This window comes from Ectobacillus antri (assembly GCF_003852715.1).
In the GTDB taxonomy this organism is placed as follows: Bacteria; Bacillota; Bacilli; order Bacillales; family Bacillaceae_G; genus Ectobacillus; species Ectobacillus antri.
In genome coordinates this window covers 38,136-55,918 of sequence record NZ_RIAV01000015.1, presented here as the reverse complement: position 1 = coordinate 55,918, position 17,783 = coordinate 38,136, and the positions used below count along the sequence as shown (strand labels likewise).

The 17,783-nt window shown below is 40.3% G+C and carries 16 protein-coding genes and 1 pseudogene; 14 read left to right on the top strand and 3 right to left on the bottom strand.

Annotation, left to right across the window (positions count from 1 at the left end; translation table 11 throughout):
- The first annotated feature begins 91 nt into the window (after positions 1–91).
- From EEJ45_RS13080 to EEJ45_RS13060, 5 genes are all read left to right on the top strand, one after another.
- Positions 92–1,582: a coproporphyrinogen III oxidase gene (locus EEJ45_RS13080; protein ID WP_124565252.1), complete on the top strand. Its 1,491-nt coding sequence runs from the start codon at positions 92–94 to the stop codon at positions 1,580–1,582.
- A 178-nt stretch (positions 1,583–1,760) separates the two neighbouring features.
- Positions 1,761–3,317 (top strand): fatty acid--CoA ligase, encoded by a 1,557-nt coding sequence (locus EEJ45_RS13075; RefSeq protein ID WP_124565251.1) that lies wholly within the window; start codon positions 1,761–1,763, stop codon positions 3,315–3,317.
- A 167-nt stretch (positions 3,318–3,484) separates the two neighbouring features.
- Positions 3,485–4,267, top strand: a complete 783-nt coding sequence (locus EEJ45_RS13070; protein ID WP_124565250.1) for an SDR family NAD(P)-dependent oxidoreductase — start codon at positions 3,485–3,487, stop codon at positions 4,265–4,267.
- Positions 4,268–4,299: 32 nt separating this feature from the next.
- Complete coding sequence (locus tag EEJ45_RS13065) at positions 4,300–4,959, top strand: oxidoreductase (RefSeq protein ID WP_124565249.1); 660 nt, start codon at positions 4,300–4,302, stop codon at positions 4,957–4,959.
- Between the two features lie 119 nt (positions 4,960–5,078).
- Positions 5,079–5,867, top strand: coding sequence for an enoyl-CoA hydratase (locus EEJ45_RS13060; RefSeq protein ID WP_124565248.1), 789 nt, complete (start codon positions 5,079–5,081; stop codon positions 5,865–5,867).
- Between the two features lie 31 nt (positions 5,868–5,898).
- On the opposite strand, the gene EEJ45_RS13055 is transcribed toward EEJ45_RS13060, so the two are convergent.
- Positions 5,899–6,084, bottom strand: a complete 186-nt coding sequence (locus tag EEJ45_RS13055; RefSeq protein ID WP_124565247.1) for a YhzD family protein — start codon at positions 6,082–6,084, stop codon at positions 5,899–5,901.
- 292 nt (positions 6,085–6,376) lie between these two features.
- On the opposite strand from EEJ45_RS13055, the gene EEJ45_RS13050 reads away from it, so the two are divergent.
- The 7 genes and pseudogenes from EEJ45_RS13050 (at position 6,377) to EEJ45_RS13020 (ending at position 15,983) form a co-directional block, all read left to right on the top strand.
- Positions 6,377–7,597: a metallophosphoesterase family protein gene (locus EEJ45_RS13050; protein ID WP_124565246.1), complete on the top strand. Its 1,221-nt coding sequence runs from the start codon at positions 6,377–6,379 to the stop codon at positions 7,595–7,597.
- Positions 7,598–7,653: 56 nt separating this feature from the next.
- Positions 7,654–10,326, top strand: a pseudogene (locus EEJ45_RS13045) (AAA family ATPase); the annotation flags it as partial.
- Positions 10,327–10,387: 61 nt separating this feature from the next.
- The gene (gene yhaM / locus EEJ45_RS13040; protein ID WP_124565244.1) at positions 10,388–11,332 is read left to right on the top strand and encodes a 3'-5' exoribonuclease YhaM; all 945 of its coding nucleotides are present in this window, start codon (positions 10,388–10,390) and stop codon (positions 11,330–11,332) included.
- Between the two features lie 63 nt (positions 11,333–11,395).
- Positions 11,396–11,593, top strand: coding sequence for a sporulation YhaL family protein (locus EEJ45_RS13035; RefSeq protein WP_124565243.1), 198 nt, complete (start codon positions 11,396–11,398; stop codon positions 11,591–11,593).
- 99 nt (positions 11,594–11,692) lie between these two features.
- Positions 11,693–12,253: a glycerol-3-phosphate responsive antiterminator gene (locus tag EEJ45_RS13030; protein WP_124565274.1), complete on the top strand. Its 561-nt coding sequence runs from the start codon at positions 11,693–11,695 to the stop codon at positions 12,251–12,253.
- Positions 12,254–12,479: 226 nt separating this feature from the next.
- Positions 12,480–13,970, top strand: coding sequence for a glycerol kinase GlpK (gene glpK / locus EEJ45_RS13025; protein WP_124565242.1), 1,491 nt, complete (start codon positions 12,480–12,482; stop codon positions 13,968–13,970).
- Between the two features lie 324 nt (positions 13,971–14,294).
- Positions 14,295–15,983 carry a glycerol-3-phosphate dehydrogenase/oxidase gene (locus EEJ45_RS13020; RefSeq protein ID WP_124565241.1) on the top strand — a complete coding sequence of 563 codons (1,689 nt, stop codon included), beginning with the start codon at positions 14,295–14,297 and terminating at the stop codon, positions 15,981–15,983.
- Positions 15,984–16,152: 169 nt separating this feature from the next.
- Here EEJ45_RS13020 and prsA read toward each other — a convergent pair whose 3' ends face one another.
- A complete protein-coding gene (prsA, locus tag EEJ45_RS13015) occupies positions 16,153–16,995 on the bottom strand; it encodes a peptidylprolyl isomerase PrsA (protein ID WP_124565240.1) in 843 nt (280 codons plus the stop codon).
- Between the two features lie 200 nt (positions 16,996–17,195).
- Between prsA and EEJ45_RS13010 the strand changes: the two genes are divergently transcribed.
- Both EEJ45_RS13010 and EEJ45_RS13005 read left to right on the top strand, forming a co-directional pair.
- Positions 17,196–17,297, top strand: a complete 102-nt coding sequence (locus EEJ45_RS13010; RefSeq protein WP_124565273.1) for a YjcZ family sporulation protein — start codon at positions 17,196–17,198, stop codon at positions 17,295–17,297.
- A gap of 109 nt (positions 17,298–17,406) precedes the next feature.
- Positions 17,407–17,493: a YjcZ family sporulation protein gene (locus tag EEJ45_RS13005; RefSeq protein ID WP_124565272.1), complete on the top strand. Its 87-nt coding sequence runs from the start codon at positions 17,407–17,409 to the stop codon at positions 17,491–17,493.
- Between the two features lie 60 nt (positions 17,494–17,553).
- Here EEJ45_RS13005 and EEJ45_RS13000 read toward each other — a convergent pair whose 3' ends face one another.
- Positions 17,554–17,745 (bottom strand): hypothetical protein, encoded by a 192-nt coding sequence (locus tag EEJ45_RS13000; protein ID WP_124565239.1) that lies wholly within the window; start codon positions 17,743–17,745, stop codon positions 17,554–17,556.
- Positions 17,746–17,783: the final 38 nt, after the last annotated feature.

The following is a 17,783-nucleotide window of genomic DNA, read 5'->3' as shown; positions in this document are numbered from 1 at the left end:
TTTGCTTAAACTTACCATTATACATCCTGGTTGACCGCTTCTTACTCCTGAAGTACACTAAAGAAAGTCTGAAATGAAAAGGTGAGGAGCATTGCAAATAACTATTCAACAATTACAGGATGAGCGTTTTTTGCGTCCGCTGCAATTGATTGGCAGCTTGTTTTTTGAAGAATGTACTATCGTATTCGGAGAAGACGGAGAGCTTACTGTTGCGATTCATATAGAAGGAGAAGAGGAAGTGACAGCTTCCGCTGTGTTAATGGAGGCGGCGACAGGTAAAACTTACAGTGCTTCGTTCTCTAAAGATGTCACAAGCTTTGAAACGGAAAAAGAACGTTTTAAACAGGTAAAACATGTGGTTTCCTATGTGTATCTTTCTGTTTTACAGCAGTTTACGGGTATTGAACAGAAATGGGGCATTTTGACTGGGGTAAGGCCAACGAAATTGCTGCATAAGAAATTGCAAAGTGGTTTGTCACAAGAAGAGGCACACAGACAGCTACGTGATGAGTATTTAATTCACGATGAAAAAATTGAGTTGATGCAGCGTATTATTGATCGGCAACTTGCGGTCGTGCCGGATTTATATAATTTGAAGCAAGAAGTGAGTATTTATATTGGTATCCCGTTTTGTCCGACAAAGTGCGCATACTGTACATTCCCAGCTTATGCAATTAATGGGCGACAAGGCTCTGTTGACTCTTTTTTAGGCGGCTTACATTATGAGATTCGCGAAGTTGGTAAGTTTCTAAAGGACAAAGGCATTAAAATTACAACTGTATATTACGGCGGTGGAACGCCGACGAGTATTACAGCAGAAGAAATGGACATGCTGTATGAGGAAGTATACGAGGCGTTTCCAGATGTGAAGAACATTCGTGAGGTAACTGTAGAAGCGGGGCGACCGGATACCATTACACCGGCAAAGCTCGATGTGCTTAATAAATGGAATATCGACCGCATCAGTATTAATCCGCAGTCATATCATCAAGAAACACTAAAGGCGATTGGTCGTCATCATACGGTAGAAGAAACGATTGAAAAGTACCACTTGGCACGTTCAATGGGAATGAATAATATCAATATGGATTTAATTATCGGTTTACCAGGAGAAGGTTTGGACATTTTTCATCATACGTTGGCAGAAACAGAGAAGCTGATGCCGGAATCGCTGACGGTTCATACACTTTCCTTTAAACGCGCTTCTGAAATGACACAAAACAAGCGCAAGTATAAAGTGGCAAGTCGTGAAGAAATTACGGAAATGATGTACGCGGCGGAGGATTGGACGAAAGAGAATGGTTATGTACCATATTACTTGTATCGCCAAAAGAACATCTTAGGTAATCTTGAAAATGTTGGCTATGCGATGCCAGGACAAGAAAGTATCTATAACATTGTTATTATGGAAGAGGTACAAACCATTATTGGTCTTGGGTGCGGAGCATCTAGTAAGTTTATTCATCCAGAAACAGGCGTAATTACGCAGTTCTCGAACCCGAAAGATCCAAAGTCCTATAATGATAACTATATGAAATATACAGAAGACAAACTGAAAATTTTAAGTGAGCTATTCGCGTGATACATGACAAGTCATCCAAAAGTGGATGGCTTTTTTGTGTAGAAATACAACGAAAAACCGAGGGAAATGACGAGAAATGACTTATTTTATCTGAGGTCTCTTTTCAATCAGAGAAGGAGGGGCTTGACCAATCAGCGAAATTATACAAAGGTAAACTTTACTCAAGGAGGAATGTGCGATGTTTATGACGATTGGGAGAATCTTTGATTTGAGCGTGCAAAGCTATCCAAATCAAGAGGCACTTGTAGAACCTGCAAAAGGGATACGTTGGACGTATAAACAATGGGAAGAACAAGTGAATAAAACGGCAAATGCTTTCCTTGCAAATGGTGTTACAAAAGGGGATTGTGTATCTGCATTTCTTTATAATTCGAGTGAATTTGCAACCGCTTACTTTGCTTGTGCTAAAATTGGTGCTATTTTTAATCCTATTAATTTCCGTTTAAAAGAAAGAGAAGTATCCTATATTTTACAAGATGCATCGCCAAAAGTAGTATTATTTGAACAGGCTGTGGCAGCAACTGTAGAAACACTGGCAGAAAAATTTACGTCTATTTCCTTTTGGTGTATCGATGGAGAAACACCTGCTTTTGCAACTTCTTACCATGAGCATATTGCAAAAGCAATAGATCAACCTATTTTTATAACAGTCGAAGAATCGGATTACTGTTCTATTATGTATACAAGCGGCACAACAGGGCATCCAAAAGGAGTATTGCACCGTCACCGTGAAATGGCAGAGCATAGTTTAATTTGTACATATTATCTGAAATATTCACGTGATACAGTCGGGCTTGTAACAGCACCTTTATATCATTGCGGCGAGCTTCATGCCGGCATTCTACCTCGGGTGCATGTGGGCGCGAAGAATGTGATTTTGCATCAATTCGAAACAAAACAAGTATTAAACACGATTCAAGAGGAAGGCATTACAACATTCTTCGCCGCTCCTACGATGTGGAATATGCTACTGCAGGAGGATATAACACGTTATAAACTCGATACTATGAAAATTGGTATCTACGGGGGAGCGGCAATGGCACCTTCTCTTGTAAAGGAATGTAAAGAACGTCTGCATATTGACTTGGTACAAATTTACGGTATGACGGAAATGGGACCAGTTGTCTCCTTTTTAGTAGAGGAAGACCAACTTACAAAAGCTGGTTCGGCAGGAAAAGCATGTTTTAATCACGAAATTCGTATTGTCAAACCGAATGAAGAAGGAGTATCGGAGCCGGATGACGTACTTGCACCTTATGAGGTTGGAGAAATTATTATGAGGGGTCCTTGCATGATGGCTGCCTATCATAATCGCGCGGAAGCAACCACAAAAGCGACTTATAAAGGTTGGTATCATTCCGGAGACCTCGGTTATATGGACCGTGATGGATATCTATTTGTAGCTGACCGTGTGGATGATATGGTGATCAGCGGCGGTGTGAACATCTATCCACGTGAAATAGAGGATTTCTTGCATAGTCATGAAGACGTGCTTGATGTAGCAGTGCTAGGCGAGCCGGATAAATTGTGGGGTGAGCGCGTCGTAGCAGTGGTTGTGAAAAAAAATCCAAACCTTACGGCAGAAGAGCTTGATGCATATTGCAAGGGGACAAACGGCATTGCGGATTATAAGCGTCCAAGACAGTATATTTTTATGGAAGAACTACCACGAAATGCTAGTGGTAAATTGCAAAAATTTGTCCTTCGCCAGATGTTCACAACAACGGTTAAATAAAATAACCTAAAAAGCTGCCCGAATTCAGGCAGCTTTTTAGGTTATGGACTTGCAGTTGAAATTTCTTATAAAATATCTTGACGAAAGAAAAGATATATATTAGATTACAACTAAATGTTTAAGCTTTTAAACATTTAATCATAAGGGTATAAGAAAGGTTGATATAGATGAAACATGAGACAGTATTAATTACAGGTGCATCGGGCGGTATTGGGAAAGAGCTTGCTTATTTATTCGCGAAGGGTGGCTACCATCTTGTATTAATAGCGCGTGATGAAAGTCGTTTACAAAACATTGCAAATGAACTACAGAATAAATATGGCACACAGGCTACCATCATTGCAAAGGATCTTTCTAATCAAGATGCTGTAAGTGAAGCATACAAAGAATTGCAGGAAAAGCATGTGCAGGTAGACTATCTTGTAAATAATGCTGGATTTGGCTTGTTTGGAGAATTCGCAAAAACTGACTTGGATAAAGAGCTTAATATGATTGATTTAAATATAAAGACGCTAACACATTTAACGAAGTTACTTTTACCGGGAATGATGCAGCGGAACAAAGGCGGTATTTTAAATGTAGCTTCAACTGCGGCATTCCAGCCGGGACCATTGATGGCTGTGTATTATGCAACAAAAGCATATGTGCTTTCGTTTACAGAAGCGCTTGAAAATGAATTGAAAGATACAAATATCAAGGTAACCGCGCTTTGTCCAGGTCCGACACAAACAGAGTTTTCAAATCGTGCAGATCTTGGTGCATCTAAACTATTTAAGAGCGGTGTTATGGATGTAAAACAGGTTGCCGCTATTGCTTATAAAGAATTCCAAAGTGGTAAAACCATTGTCATTCCAGGATTAAAAAATCGCATTCTGGCAGGCAGTATTCGCTTTATGCCGAGAAAGCTGGTAACCGCAATCGTTCGTCGTGTTCAAGAGCGAGAGCAGTAAGATTATAAATCAGGAAAAAGGAGTGAATGTGATTGAAACGAACAGCGCTGCTTTTAGGAGCATCAGGATTGGTAGGATCGGAGCTTTTACAAATATTATTAGTCTCTGAAGTTTATCAAAAGATTACCGTTTTGGTACGCCGTAAGCTCCATGTCAATCATCCAAAGCTTGTACAGATTGAGATTGATTTTGACCGCATGCAGGAGTATGGTGCGCATTTTGAAGTGGACGATGTGTTCAGTTGTCTTGGCACCACGATTAAAAAAGCTAAAACACAAGAAAACTTTAAAAAGGTTGATTATGGCTATACACTAGCCGCTGGAAATCTTGCCAAGCAGTATAAGGCAAAGCAATTCCTTATCGTCTCCTCTATTAATGCGGATGCTAGTGCGTCTGTCTTTTATAGCCGCGTTAAAGGAGAAACGGAGGAAGAATTAAAAAAGTTGTATTTGCCAAGCTTGCATATATTTCGCCCGTCACTTTTACTAGGGGACAGGCAAGAATTTCGTCTAGGCGAAAAAACAGCAGAGAAAATGAGTACGGCTCTTCCTTTTTTGTTTAAGGGGCCACTGCGTAAATATAAACCAGTTCATGCAAAAGATGTTGCGACAAGTATGTATGAAGCTGCACTGACTGAGAAAAGTGGAATTTACACATACGAATCGCATATGTTGCATCAAAGCTCGGATTAATAGCCGAGCTTTTTTCATATCAATTCGCAAGCTAATATTTTTGTAACATTACAAAAAAGAAGGATTTCTTCTATATCACCTCAAATTGTATAGTGTGAACAATAAAGGGGGATATGAAAATGACTGTATCAAGTTCTACAGAATGCGTTATTGTAAAATATGAAGGCCGTATTGCAACGGTAATGTTAAACCGCCCAGCTGTTTTAAATGCTTTAGATGAGGCAACGTTAAAGGAATTGCTTTATAAGCTAAAGGAAGTAGCAGGGAGCGCAGTTGATGTAGTTGTATTGTGCGGAAACGGGAGAGGATTTTCTGCAGGGGGTGATATTAAATCGATGCTATCAAGTTCTGATGAAAGTAAATTTTTGCCGATTATGAACACGATCTCTGAACTTGTTGTTACTTTGTATACAATGCCTAAATTGGTTATCAGTGCGATACACGGCCCTACTGCTGGTCTTGGATTAAGTTTAGCTTTAGCTGCGGACTATGTTATTGCTGACACTTCATCTGTCATTGCGATGAATTTTATCGGTATTGCTCTTATCCCAGATGGTGGCGGTCACTTCTTCCTGCAAAACCGTGTGGGTACCACGGCAGCGAAGCGAATTATTTGGGAAGGAAAGCGTATGACGGCCGATGAGGCACTGAAAGCAGGTGTTGTAGATGAAGTAGTAGCACAAGATTTCCCAAAAGCGGTAAGGGAAAAAGCAGAAGCGTGGTTGCAAAAACCAATTAAGGCAATGGTGCAAACGAAACAAATTTTGTGTGAAGGAAATAAACAATCCTTACTTCAAGTGCTTGAGCTTGAAAAAGAAGGGCAATTCCGTATGCGTGCCACTGCAGATCATAAAGAAGGTATCGCGGCTTTTTTGGAAAAACGCATACCAGTGTTTCAAGGGAAATAAGACGAAAAGAAGCACGGTGATTCCGTGCTTCTTAGCGTTGAAATAGAATGAGCTTTCCGCTCGCGCTCGTGCAGCGATGCGTCTGCTCATATACATGATGCTCACGAAGCAATTGCTCGCCAATTCGCTTTGCTTCTGCCTCGCTAGCTGCCTCAAAGGTTTTATCAATTAACTTTTTCCCGTCTTTTTCATAAGCTGTGATTGTGTAAACGCCCATTTTTTTCTCCCCTTTAAAATAAAATCAGAATGTTATTACTATTTTGACATAAAAATGATTGGTATGCAAAAAGAAATTTATTGGTGAGCATGCTACAATAAGACATAAAGTAGTACATATGTTTTATAAGTTAGAAGAGTAGGAAAGATGTTTGCTTATAAATGACGTGGTGCGAGCCATACATAAGCTCTAGCTATGTTTATACAACGCTTACTCCTCTTTTCTAATCTAAAAGAAGATTCTTCATTTAATTTGTAATCGCATATTTTACATAAGAAAAGGAGTTTCGTTGATGACATCATTAACGTTTATTCATGCAGCGGATTTGCATCTTGATAGTCCGTTTAAGGGTATGCAAGGACAAGTTCCTCTTTGGTTGTTTGAGAAGATGAGAGAAAGTACTTTCCGTTCATTCACGCGTATCATTGATAAAGCAATTGTAGAACGCGTAGATTTTGTCATATTGGCTGGTGATTTGTATGATGCGGAAACAAGGAGTTTACGCGCACAGTTATTTGTTAGAGACCAATTAAAGCGTCTAGAAGAATACGGCATTCAGGTATATATTATTCATGGAAATCATGATCATTTGGGCGGAAATTGGGAAGGGATTTCGTTTTCGCGCAATGTGCATGTTTTTAGCCAGCCGTATGTGGAACAAAAATTATATTACCGAGACGGAGTACTTTTAGCTGCATTATATGGCTTTAGCTACCATCAAAAAGCTGTTCGAGACAATATGACCGCACAATATAAGAAAATGGGGGATGCCCCTTTTCATATTGGATTGTTACACGGTAGCTTAGAAAGTGATGAAGATCATAGTCGTTATGCGCCGTTTTCAATTCGTGAACTACAGGAGAAAAATTTTGACTATTGGGCCCTTGGTCATATCCATAAACGAAGTATCGTAGGACATCACCCTCCCATTGTATATCCTGGAAATATTCAAGGTAGACATCGTAAAGAGCTAGGGGAAAAAGGGTGTTATTTGGTCCGAATGGAAGCTGACTTTGTTACGCAGACATTTATACCAACATCTGATTTAATTTGGCATGAAATTGAGGTTTCAATTGAAAATTTGGAACATATCGATGCGCTTTTACAAGCTTGCTATCAGGCGCTCAATACAATTCGTAATCCAGAAGGGGGAGCCCTTGTATCTTTAATTTTTTCAGGTTGTGGTGAATTGTCTTTTTATCTCAAGCAAGAGTTGGATGAATTTATTCATATTTTACAAAGCACAGAAGAGCGTGAGGATTTTGTTTATATTATAAAGTATGAAAATCATACGATATCGCATAAAGCACTGCGTGCACAATTGGACAATCCTTTCTTTGCTTCGTTGCTAGGGGAAGGTAGCCAGTTTAATGATATGGATAGTATCTTACGCCCCCTAAGAACTTCTGCATCTGGTCGGCAGATTGAAATGTTTTCCGAAGATGAGAAACAAGATATTCAAAAAGAAGCAAAACGGATTTTACTTCGCATGATCGGGGAGGTGGAGAGATGAAATTAGAAATCCTTCATATATACGGATATGGAAGCATAGAAAAGATGGATCTGTCTTTGAAGGATATTACGGTACTATACGGAGAAAATGAAGCCGGAAAATCAACAATTCGTTCCTTTATCAAAAGTATCTTGTTTGGTTTTCCGATAAGAGGACAATACAGATATGAGCCGAAAAGTGGTGCTGCTTATGGAGGTGCCATTACGATGATGACAGAAGAATATGGGCGTATTCGCGTGGAGCGTATTCCCAAGCAATCTGTAGGCGAGGTGATAGTTTACTTTTCAGACGGAATGCAAGGCGGAGAAGAAGTGTTGCAACAGCTGTTAAAAGGCATTGATATAGGCTTGTTTGAATCGGTATTTTCGTTTGATATGCATGGGCTTCAAAATATTAGGCAGGTAAGCCGTACAGATCTCGGTAATTATTTATTCTCAGCAGGTGCGGTTGGGACGGATATATTGCTTAGAATGGAAAAAGAGCTTAGTAGTGAGATAGAGGCTCTTTTTAAGCCAAACGGTAGAAAACCCATCATTAATGCTGGATTACAGGAACTTGCAAAGCTAGGTGAGTCAGTTAAGAAATGGCGTACAAAACTTGGCTTATATGAGGAATGGCAAAGGAAAAAGCGAGAATGTGAAGAGCAAATGGCGGCTCTGCGTATAGAGCAGGAGCAAATACGATTACATATACAGGATTGCGAAACCATGCAAACATTGCAACCACTCCTGCTACAACGACAAAAGGATGAGGATTTTCTACATACTTTTTCTGCAGTTTCGTTTCCCGTAAACGGCATTGCTAGATATGAAGCTTTAATGGCGGAGTGGAAACCCATCCGCGCACGAATGGCGGCTCTTGAACAAAAGATACAAGATGAAACAAGAATACTCAACGAGTTGCGTGTATCCGCCGATTTATTGAAGCAAGAAGCTCTTGTTGATGAATGTCGTCTCAGTCATATGTCTTACGAAAGTGAAAAGCAAGAGTTGGAGCTTATGAATCGTTCTATTGCCCAAATGAAGAAAGATTTACTTACGCTACAAGAAAGTACTGGTGTATTACGTGATGTACAAGAAATAGATACGAGTCTAGCTGCAAAAGAAGCTATGAGACAACTTGTACAAACAGCACAAAGACTCTCAGAGCAGAAGCATCAGCTTGATGAGCGCTTTACTGAAGTAAAAGCGCAACTGGAGGAACAGGAAGAGCGTGTGCAGCATATTAAAGGAAAAAGAAAAGGGCATGCTCACAAGAGTACTTCCCATGCAAATATAAAAGTGCTAGCTGTAGGGTTAGTTATTAGTATTTTCTTATTTGCAGCAGGCCTTCTGATTGGAGTTACAGGCTTATCCATATTCAGCTTGGTACTTTTTGCAGGAACCGTTGTATTTTGGATGATGAATCGAGCACCTCGTAATGATGTTGTGAAACAATTAGAAGAGGTAGAGCTTTTTAAATTACAGCAAGCAGAGAAATTATATGAGCGGATTTTGCAGCAATATGAGGAATGGGAGCAAACCTCGTATGAATTAGAAAAAGAAACAGAACGTATAAGAAATAAGTATGCCTTACCACATTCTCTTCCTCATTCTCAGCTGCTGTCAGCTTTTGAGAAGTTGGAAAAGATGAAACAATTGCAGCGTGAGATTATGCTGAAAACACAGCAGTATGAAGATATAATGAAGCGCACAAAGCAATTTGAGCAAAAGGTTTTAGTGTTAAAGCAGAGCTTTCACGTTGCTTCCGGTTCTATATCAGGCATGCTGCATAGTATATATGCACTTGTGCAGGCTGAAAAAGAAAAGCAAGTAAAGAAGCAACGAGTGATAGAAGAGCTAGCTGAAAAACAGGCTGAATATGAAGAGTTGCAGCATGCACATGCTGCATATGTCAAGGAGCGAGATGAACTTTGGCAAGCAGCGGCAGCTTCCAGTGAGGAGTCATTTTATCAGCGCGGCAAAGAATATGAAGAGGTACAGAGCATAAAAAGGCAATTGTCTTTCATGAATACACAAATTAATATACTGCAAGAACGACTGCATCTTGTAGATATTACAAAACGAACAATCTGGATAAACAACTATGAAGAGTTGTATGAAACCTATACAAAAGAACTGCAGCGTATGCAGCAAACAGAGCGGCAGCTACAGGAACAAATTGCAAAGTATCAGGTAGAAATAACGGGACTTGAAGATGGGGGCGCTTATCCGGAGCTTTTACATGAATGGGAAGTACGTAAGGAGAACTTACGTGAGCAAATGAAGAAATGGGCAGCATATAGCGTTGCAAAGACTATGCTGGAAAAAACGAAGGCGCGTTATCATGATGAGCAATTACCCCGTACGTTAGAATCAGCAGAGCAATATTTTATTCATTTAACAAATGGTCGATATCAGCGTGTATTTGCCCCCAAAGATGAAAGTGGATTTATAGTGGAGCGGAAGGATGGTATAAGGTTTGCGGCACATGAACTCAGTCAAGCTACTGCCGAGCAACTATACCTTTCATTACGCCTAGCGCTGGCGGATACGCTAGATCGGAAGCTTCCTTTGGTGATAGATGACAGCTTTGTACACTTTGACCGAGAGAGAACGGAGAGGGCTGTTTCCTTGCTTCATCACATTGCGCAAAAGCGGCAAGTGATCTTTTTTACCTGTCATGCCCATTTGCTAGCGTTCTTTGATAACTCTGAAACAATACAGTTAAAAGGCGCAGAGTTTGTTTGAATACTCATACAGACTGACCTGTCATGGTATAATAAATATAACTTACGCTGGAGGAACGAATATGAAAAAGAAAATTTTACAATATGAGGTTGGTGAATCAGTAGAGGTGCTTCTGCTTATTAAGTCAGCCGCACGAGGAATTGCTAGTAATGGCAAGCCATTTCTTACTCTAATGCTTCAGGACCAAAGCGGAGAAATTGAAACAAAGCTATGGGACGTTTCAAAAGAAGATGAGCAACAGTACGTGGCCGAGCGAATCGTAAAAGTTGCGGGCGATATTCAAAACTATAAGGGGCGCATTCAATTAAAGCTGAAGCAAATCCGCATTTTACAGCCACATGAAGCACCGGATGTGTCGGAATTTTTAGAGCGTGCCCCTTTAACAAAAGAAGAGATGCTGGAGAAGGTCACACAATTTGTATTTGAGATGCGCAATCCAAATCTGCAGCGCATAACAAGGTATTTATTAAAGAAATACCAGACGCAATTTTTAGAGTATCCAGCTGCAACAAAAAATCACCATGAGTTTGTTTCAGGCTTAGCTTATCATGTGGTATCTATGCTAGAGCTGGCAAAATCCATTGCAGATTTGTATCCTACCTTAGACAGAGATTTACTCTATGCAGGTGTGATTTTACATGATCTTGGCAAGGTTATTGAATTGTCTGGTCCCATTTCTACCACCTATACAGTAGAAGGCAATTTGCTTGGCCATATTTCCATTATGGTAGGCGAGATTTCTAAGGCCGCGGATGAGCTACAAATTGTCGGTGAAGAGGTTTTAATTTTACAGCATATTGTCTTAAGTCATCACGGTAAGGGAGAATGGGGCAGTCCAAAGCCACCGATGGTACGAGAAGCAGAAATTTTGCATTATATTGATAATTTAGATGCGAAAATGAATATGATGGACCGTGCACTCAGCCGCGTCAAACCAGGAGAATATACAGAGCGTGTCTTTGCGCTTGAAAACCGTTCCTTCTATAAACCCAAATTTCATAGCTAAGGTATAAACAGTAGAGCTTCCTCATATAGTTGTAATAAAACAGCTTGTCTGAGGGGTGAAAATATGGAATTAGCATGGTGGGTATACCTTGTGATGATTGGGATTGTAGTGAGTGGCTACATGGTATTGCATACAGCAAAAAAAGAAGAAGAGATGGATCAAGAGTTTATTGAACGTGAAGGAGAAGTGTACATGAAGCGCTTGCGTGCAGAACAGGAGCGGCGCAATGCGAAGAAGGACGAAAACACCCTTCTTTTATAAGCCGGCGTGCCCGGCTTTTTGTTGTCTAATGTATATAGTGTGTAGCAAATATTCTTTTTAAATTAGGAAAGAGAATATTTGCTAGGAAAGGAACAACAAATGGAAATTTATGAACAACGTATATTGCCGGCAGTACGGCAAATTAAAGATTTAGAAAAACTATTGCGAAGCAAGTATACATACATCGTGCTTCTGGATTTACATGTAGCGCAACTGAAAAGTGTTGTTTCCTTAGCAAAACGCCATGGAAAAAAGGTCTTTTTGCATGTGGATTTAATTCGTGGCCTGCAAAGTGATGCGTATGCAACTGAGTTTTTGTGCCAAGAATTCGAACCGTACGGTCTGCTTTCTACAAAAGCAAATGTCATCACAAAAGCAAAGCAAAAGGGTGTAATAGCTATACAGCGCATCTTTTTAATTGATTCAAGTTCACTTGAGAAAAGCTATGCTTTGCTAGAAAAAACACGGCCTGATTATATCGAGGTGTTGCCCGGCGCGCTTACGGAGGTAATTGCTGATGTGAAAGAGCAAACGGGAATTCCAATTCTAGCAGGCGGGTTTCTTCGTAGTGTAGAAGACGCAGAAAAGGCGTTAGCCGCAGGGGCAACGGCGATTACAACATCTGACCGTAGTCTGTGGCGATATTATGAAAAGGAATGAATATCATGCATTGACACCGCTTACAAAAATGTTTACTATTATAAATAAGTTAATAATTGTGACGGAGAAAAAAGAGATTCACATTCAGAAACTTTTACATAAAGGTAAAAGAACATGGGTGTGGTCTCTTCTTTTTTAAATCATAAATCATAGGGAGTTATAAAGCAAATCAGCTAGTCAGAATTTATGATGTAGAGACGAGAGTTTTTTTTAGGAGGGTGTAGTAATGGAAACATATATTCTTTCACTAGATCAGGGCACGACAAGTTCTCGTGCAATGTTGTTTAATAAACAAGGTAAAATCATTCACACAGCACAAAAGGAGTTCACACAGCATTTCCCGAAGCCAGGCTGGGTGGAGCATAATCCAAATGAAATCTGGGGCTCCATTTTGGCTGTTATCGCAAGCTGCTTAAGTGAAGCAAATGTAAAGCCTGAGCAAATTTCCGGTATCGGTATTACAAATCAGCGTGAAACGACAGTCGTGTGGGAAAAAGCAACAGGCAGACCTGTTTACAATGCGATTGTATGGCAATCACGTCAAACAGCGGATATTTGTGAAACACTAAAAAAAGAAGGCTATGATGAGCTTGTACGCACGAAAACGGGCCTATTAATTGACGCATATTTCTCAGGAACAAAGGTAAAATGGATTTTGGATCATGTAGAGGGTGCGCGTGAACAAGCGGAAAATGGCGAGCTCTTATTTGGAACGATTGATACGTGGCTCGTATGGAAGCTGTCTGGCGGTACGGTACATGTGACGGACTATTCTAATGCTTCAAGAACATTAATGTATAATATTCACGAACTACAATGGGATGAAGAACTTCTTGCAATGTTAAACGTACCAAAAAGCATGCTACCGGAAGTTCGCCCTTCTTCTGAGATATATGGTTATACGACACCATACCACTTTTTTGGACAATCCGTTCCAATTGCCGGAATTGCAGGCGATCAACAAGCAGCGTTGTTTGGGCAGGCTTGCTTTGAAGAAGGTATGGCAAAGAATACGTATGGAACAGGTTGCTTTATGCTTATGAACACAGGTGAAAAAGCAGTGGCTTCTGAGCATGGATTATTAACAACCATTGCTTGGGGGCTTGATGAAAAGGTAACCTATGCGCTTGAAGGGAGCATTTTCGTGGCCGGATCGGCTATTCAATGGCTCCGAGATGGACTACGCATGATCAAAGATGCACAGGAAAGCGAGTTATATGCAGAACGCGTGGATTCTACAGAGGGGGTATATGTAGTGCCTGCATTTGTAGGACTGGGTACGCCGTACTGGGACAGTGAGGTGCGAGGTGCTGTGTTTGGCGTAACACGAGGCACTACAAAGGAACATTTTATCCGTGCAACATTGGAATCGTTGGCGTATCAAACAAAGGATGTACTAGACGCTATGGAGGCGGATTCCGGTATCAACCTGCAAACATTGCGAGTGGACGGCGGTGCTGTGAAAAATAACTTCTTAATGCAATTTCAGGGCGATTTATTGCATGTGCCAGTAGAGCGTCCAGTCGTGAATGAAACGACGGCTTTAGGCGCTGCGTATTTAGCAGGTCTTGCGACAGGATACTGGGAGAGCCAAGCGGAAATTGCAAAGCAATGGAACATGGATCGTTCTTTTGAACCGAAAATGGAAGAAGTACGTCGTAAAGAGTTATATACAGGCTGGAAAAAAGCAATTGAAGCAACAAAAGTTTACAAATAAGTAAAATTGTAGTATACTAGAGATAAGTTAATATATTGTCAGGAGTTTTAGAGAGACCGCAGCGCGCTATAGATGCATATTCTATAGTGCAGTTTGTGGTCTCTTTTTTTGTATAGGCTGTGTTAAAGCCTAATGTTGACAATTTGCACTTGTTGATTGGAGTGAAGGGGGTAAGACTTCTGCGGGAAAAGCGATTCAAAGGAAGACCCGCAGGCGCATAGTGCTGAGGAAACTCCTTGACCGCCCACGGAAAGCGAACCCCCGTAACGGAAATCAACAACAAACTTTAACAGAGCCTTTGCATAAAAAAAGGAGGAAAAAGTGATGGGAACTTTATTTTCAAGTAGAATGCGCAAACAAGAGTTAAGGAATATAAATAAACAGCATGTGGATGTATTAATTATTGGCGGGGGGATTACAGGGTGTGGTATTGCACTTGATGCAGTGACACGGGGAATGTCAGCCGTGCTATTTGAAATGCAAGATTTTGCTGCAGGCACATCGAGCCGCTCTACCAAGCTTGTACATGGCGGTCTTCGCTATTTAAAGCAGTTTGAAGTGAAAATGGTAGCAGAGGTAGGCAAAGAACGAGCAATCGTATATGAAAACGGACCGCATGTCACAACACCAGAATGGATGCTACTTCCGATTCATAAAGGCGGTACATTCGGGAAGCTTAGTACATCAATTGGTCTACGTGTGTACGATTTCTTGGCAGGGGTAAAACAGAATGAACGCAGAACGATGTTGAGCAAGGAGGAAACATTGAAGCGCGAACCACTTGTCAAGCAAGCTGGATTAAAAGGCGGCGGTTATTATGTAGAGTACCGCACGGACGATGCTCGATTAACGATGGAAGTGTTAAAAGAGGCTGTAAATAGGGGTGTAAAAGCATTTAACTATGTAAAAGTCGATTCGTTTTTATATGAAAATGGCAAAGTGATCGGTGTAAAGACTGTTGATCAAATTGATGGCGCTACGTATCATGTATACGCAAAAAAAATAATTAACGCAGCCGGTCCATGGGTGGATTTACTCCGTGAAAAAGATAACTCACGCAATGGTAAGAAATTGCAATTATCTAAGGGGGTACACCTTGTGATTGATCAAAAGCGTTTCCCTTTGCAACAAGCCATTTATTTTGATACACCAGACGGCCGTATGGTATTTGCGATCCCTAGAGGGGGAAAAGCCTATGTTGGTACAACCGATACGTTTTATAAGGAAGATGCCGCGCATCCGCGTATGACGACGGAGGATCGAGACTATATTATCAATGCAATTAATTATATGTTTCCAAGTGTGAAGATTACAGAACAGGATATTGAATCCAGTTGGGCTGGTGTACGTCCTCTGATTTACGAGGAAGGAAAGAATGCCTCGGAAATTTCGCGAAAAGATGAAATCTGGCAATCTCCAAGTGGTCTCATTACAATTGCGGGAGGTAAGCTCACAGGCTATCGTAAAATGGCAGAAATGGTGGTAGACCTTGTGGCTGATTTATTACAAAAAGAAACAGGTGCACGTTATCAGTCCTGTAAAACGAAACCAATGCCTATTTCAGGAGGAGATGTCGGAGGTTCTAAAGGGTTTGAAGCATTTGTTGCCGAGAAAACGAGACTAGGACAGCAAAGAGGATTGACCAAACAAATCGCTGAGCAGTTTGCTCGTTTTTACGGTTCTAATGTAGATATATTATTTGATTTGTATGACAAGCACGAGAAGGAAGCGCAGGTGTATCAATTATCAGTCGATGTATTTATCCCGCTTGTATATGCACTCGATTATGAGATGACAGTAAAGCCGACGGATTTCTTGGTTCGCCGTACAGGCGATGTGTTCTTTAACATCGACCGCGCATACCGCAGTAAAGATGGTGTTATTCAATATATGAGTAAGCGTTTAGGCTGGAGTACTCAGGAGAAAGTAACCTACAGTAAAGAAGTAGAGCATGCGCTTCGTGCTGCGATACAACCTGTCGATCAAGATGATACGAATTCTGTAGGAGCTTAAATGAAAGAGGCCGGGACATAACTGAATTATGTCAGTCTAAAGCCGACAGAATAGAGAATAACTAACACTCATAAAGGAAAAATCCGAACTCAATCGAATTCTGTGTAGAGAATTCCGACTAATAGTTCGGATTTTTCTTTGGCTGAATCCCAGCCTCTTTTTCGTTTTATTATTGTCCAGCAGGTTGTTCAGCTGGTTTTAAAGCGTCTTTTAAGTCTTTGTCTTCAACTTTTACATTGGCTTTTTTCAATTCTTTATCAACAAGCTCATTCATGAACGCAGAATCCTGCATTTTCTCTTCAACAAGCTTATCTTTAATCTTAGCCTTTTCTTCCTCAAACGACTTTAATTCTTTAATATCAGTTACCTTAATGATGTGATAACCGTATTGTGATTTTACTGGTTCACTAGTTTCACCTTTTTTCAGCTTGTAAGCAGCTTCTTCAAATTCAGGAACCATTTGACCAGGACCGAAGTAATCTAAGTCGCCGCCTTTTTCGCCGGAACCTTTATCTTCAGAATATTGTTTTGCTAGCTCTTCAAAGGATTGTCCTTGTGCCAAAAGATCTTTTACTTTTTTAGCAGTTGCTTCATCTTTTACAAGAATGTGGCTTGCTTTAATTTCAGGCTTATAATGCTCTTTTAATTCTTTATCAGTCAAACTTGTAGCAACCGCTTTTTTCAAAGCAAGGCTGGAACGAATTTGCTTTTTAAAGGAATCCTCTGTCATGCCGCTTTGTTTTAGTAATTCTTTAAATTGATCTCCGTATTGCTTCTTTGCATCTTCGTACTCTTTTTCCACATCTTTTTCACTTACTTTATACTTCTTTGTAAACACTTTCTCAATCACTAATTGCTTTAGTATGCCTTGTCCAGCGCGTTCCTTCATTGCATCGTAAAACTCTTCCTTTGTTACATTTCCGGAGCTAGACTTCACGATTGTATCGGAAGAGCCGCAAGCGGAAAGAGCAAATACGCTCGAAGCTGCCAGTGCAATTATTGCTTTCTTCATGTTAACACTCCTACTTTATGTATTTTACAGTATGTTCCCATCAGAAAATAGACTCTGAGTGGTTGACCTCCTTCGCCTATTATCTCATAAATAAAAGAAAAAGCGCAACATTTGTCGGTTTTGTTTGCAAATTTAGGGTATATATGTAAAGTTTCAATGTTTATGGGCAAAAGGATGTTTCTTTTCATATGATACCGCAGATAAACAAAGGAGGGGTATCTATGGATTTCAATAGCGGTTTTGTCATATTGCTTATTTTATTTATTCTTTTGATTATTGTTGGATGTATTTACATGTATTAATTGAAATTCTGGGTAAATACCTAATCCATTATGGCGACAAGCGCATACAATATCATACTTCAATATGAATTCGCTGTAGCGGATTTATATGAACAAGGAGGTGTGAAGCATGAGCGGGGGATACTACAACGGTTTTGCATTGGTGGTTGTATTGTTCATTTTGTTGATCATCGTAGGTGCGGCTTGGTTGTACTAATTGTAAATGTAAAAAACATAAAACATCGGCCAATATGCGGTCGATGTTTTTTATGTATGCTTAGATAAGATGAATTGCGACAAACACCCTAACATAAGCGGATATTAATAAAATCGTAACACAGATATTGATGACACGAAATAAACGGATGGCGCGGGTGGGTGTGATTGCTTTGCGTACACATAGCTGATGCGTCAATACGTTTATATAAAACAGAATGAAGCACGCGAATAGTGCAAATAAAATAAGCAAGAAAACACCTCCTTTGGCTTTAGTCAGTATGAAAGGGA

Bases quoted from the DNA above. Each gene is read 5' to 3' on its own strand.
- prsA (WP_124565240.1), bottom strand. From the start codon at position 16,995: ATGAAGAAAGCAATAATTGCACTGGCAGCTTCGAGCGTATTTGCTCTT.
- EEJ45_RS13050 (WP_124565246.1), top strand. From the start codon at position 6,377: ATGACATCATTAACGTTTATTCATGCAGCGGATTTGCATCTTGATAGT.
- EEJ45_RS13060 (WP_124565248.1), top strand. From the start codon at position 5,079: ATGACTGTATCAAGTTCTACAGAATGCGTTATTGTAAAATATGAAGGC.
- EEJ45_RS13020 (WP_124565241.1), top strand. From the start codon at position 14,295: ATGGGAACTTTATTTTCAAGTAGAATGCGCAAACAAGAGTTAAGGAAT.
- glpK (WP_124565242.1), top strand. From the start codon at position 12,480: ATGGAAACATATATTCTTTCACTAGATCAGGGCACGACAAGTTCTCGT.
- EEJ45_RS13035 (WP_124565243.1), top strand. From the start codon at position 11,396: ATGGAATTAGCATGGTGGGTATACCTTGTGATGATTGGGATTGTAGTG.
- EEJ45_RS13030 (WP_124565274.1), top strand. From the start codon at position 11,693: ATGGAAATTTATGAACAACGTATATTGCCGGCAGTACGGCAAATTAAA.
- EEJ45_RS13075 (WP_124565251.1), top strand. From the start codon at position 1,761: ATGTTTATGACGATTGGGAGAATCTTTGATTTGAGCGTGCAAAGCTAT.
- EEJ45_RS13005 (WP_124565272.1), top strand. From the start codon at position 17,407: ATGAGCGGGGGATACTACAACGGTTTTGCATTGGTGGTTGTATTGTTC.
- EEJ45_RS13055 (WP_124565247.1), bottom strand. From the start codon at position 6,084: ATGGGCGTTTACACAATCACAGCTTATGAAAAAGACGGGAAAAAGTTA.
- yhaM (WP_124565244.1), top strand. From the start codon at position 10,388: ATGAAAAAGAAAATTTTACAATATGAGGTTGGTGAATCAGTAGAGGTG.
- EEJ45_RS13070 (WP_124565250.1), top strand. From the start codon at position 3,485: ATGAAACATGAGACAGTATTAATTACAGGTGCATCGGGCGGTATTGGG.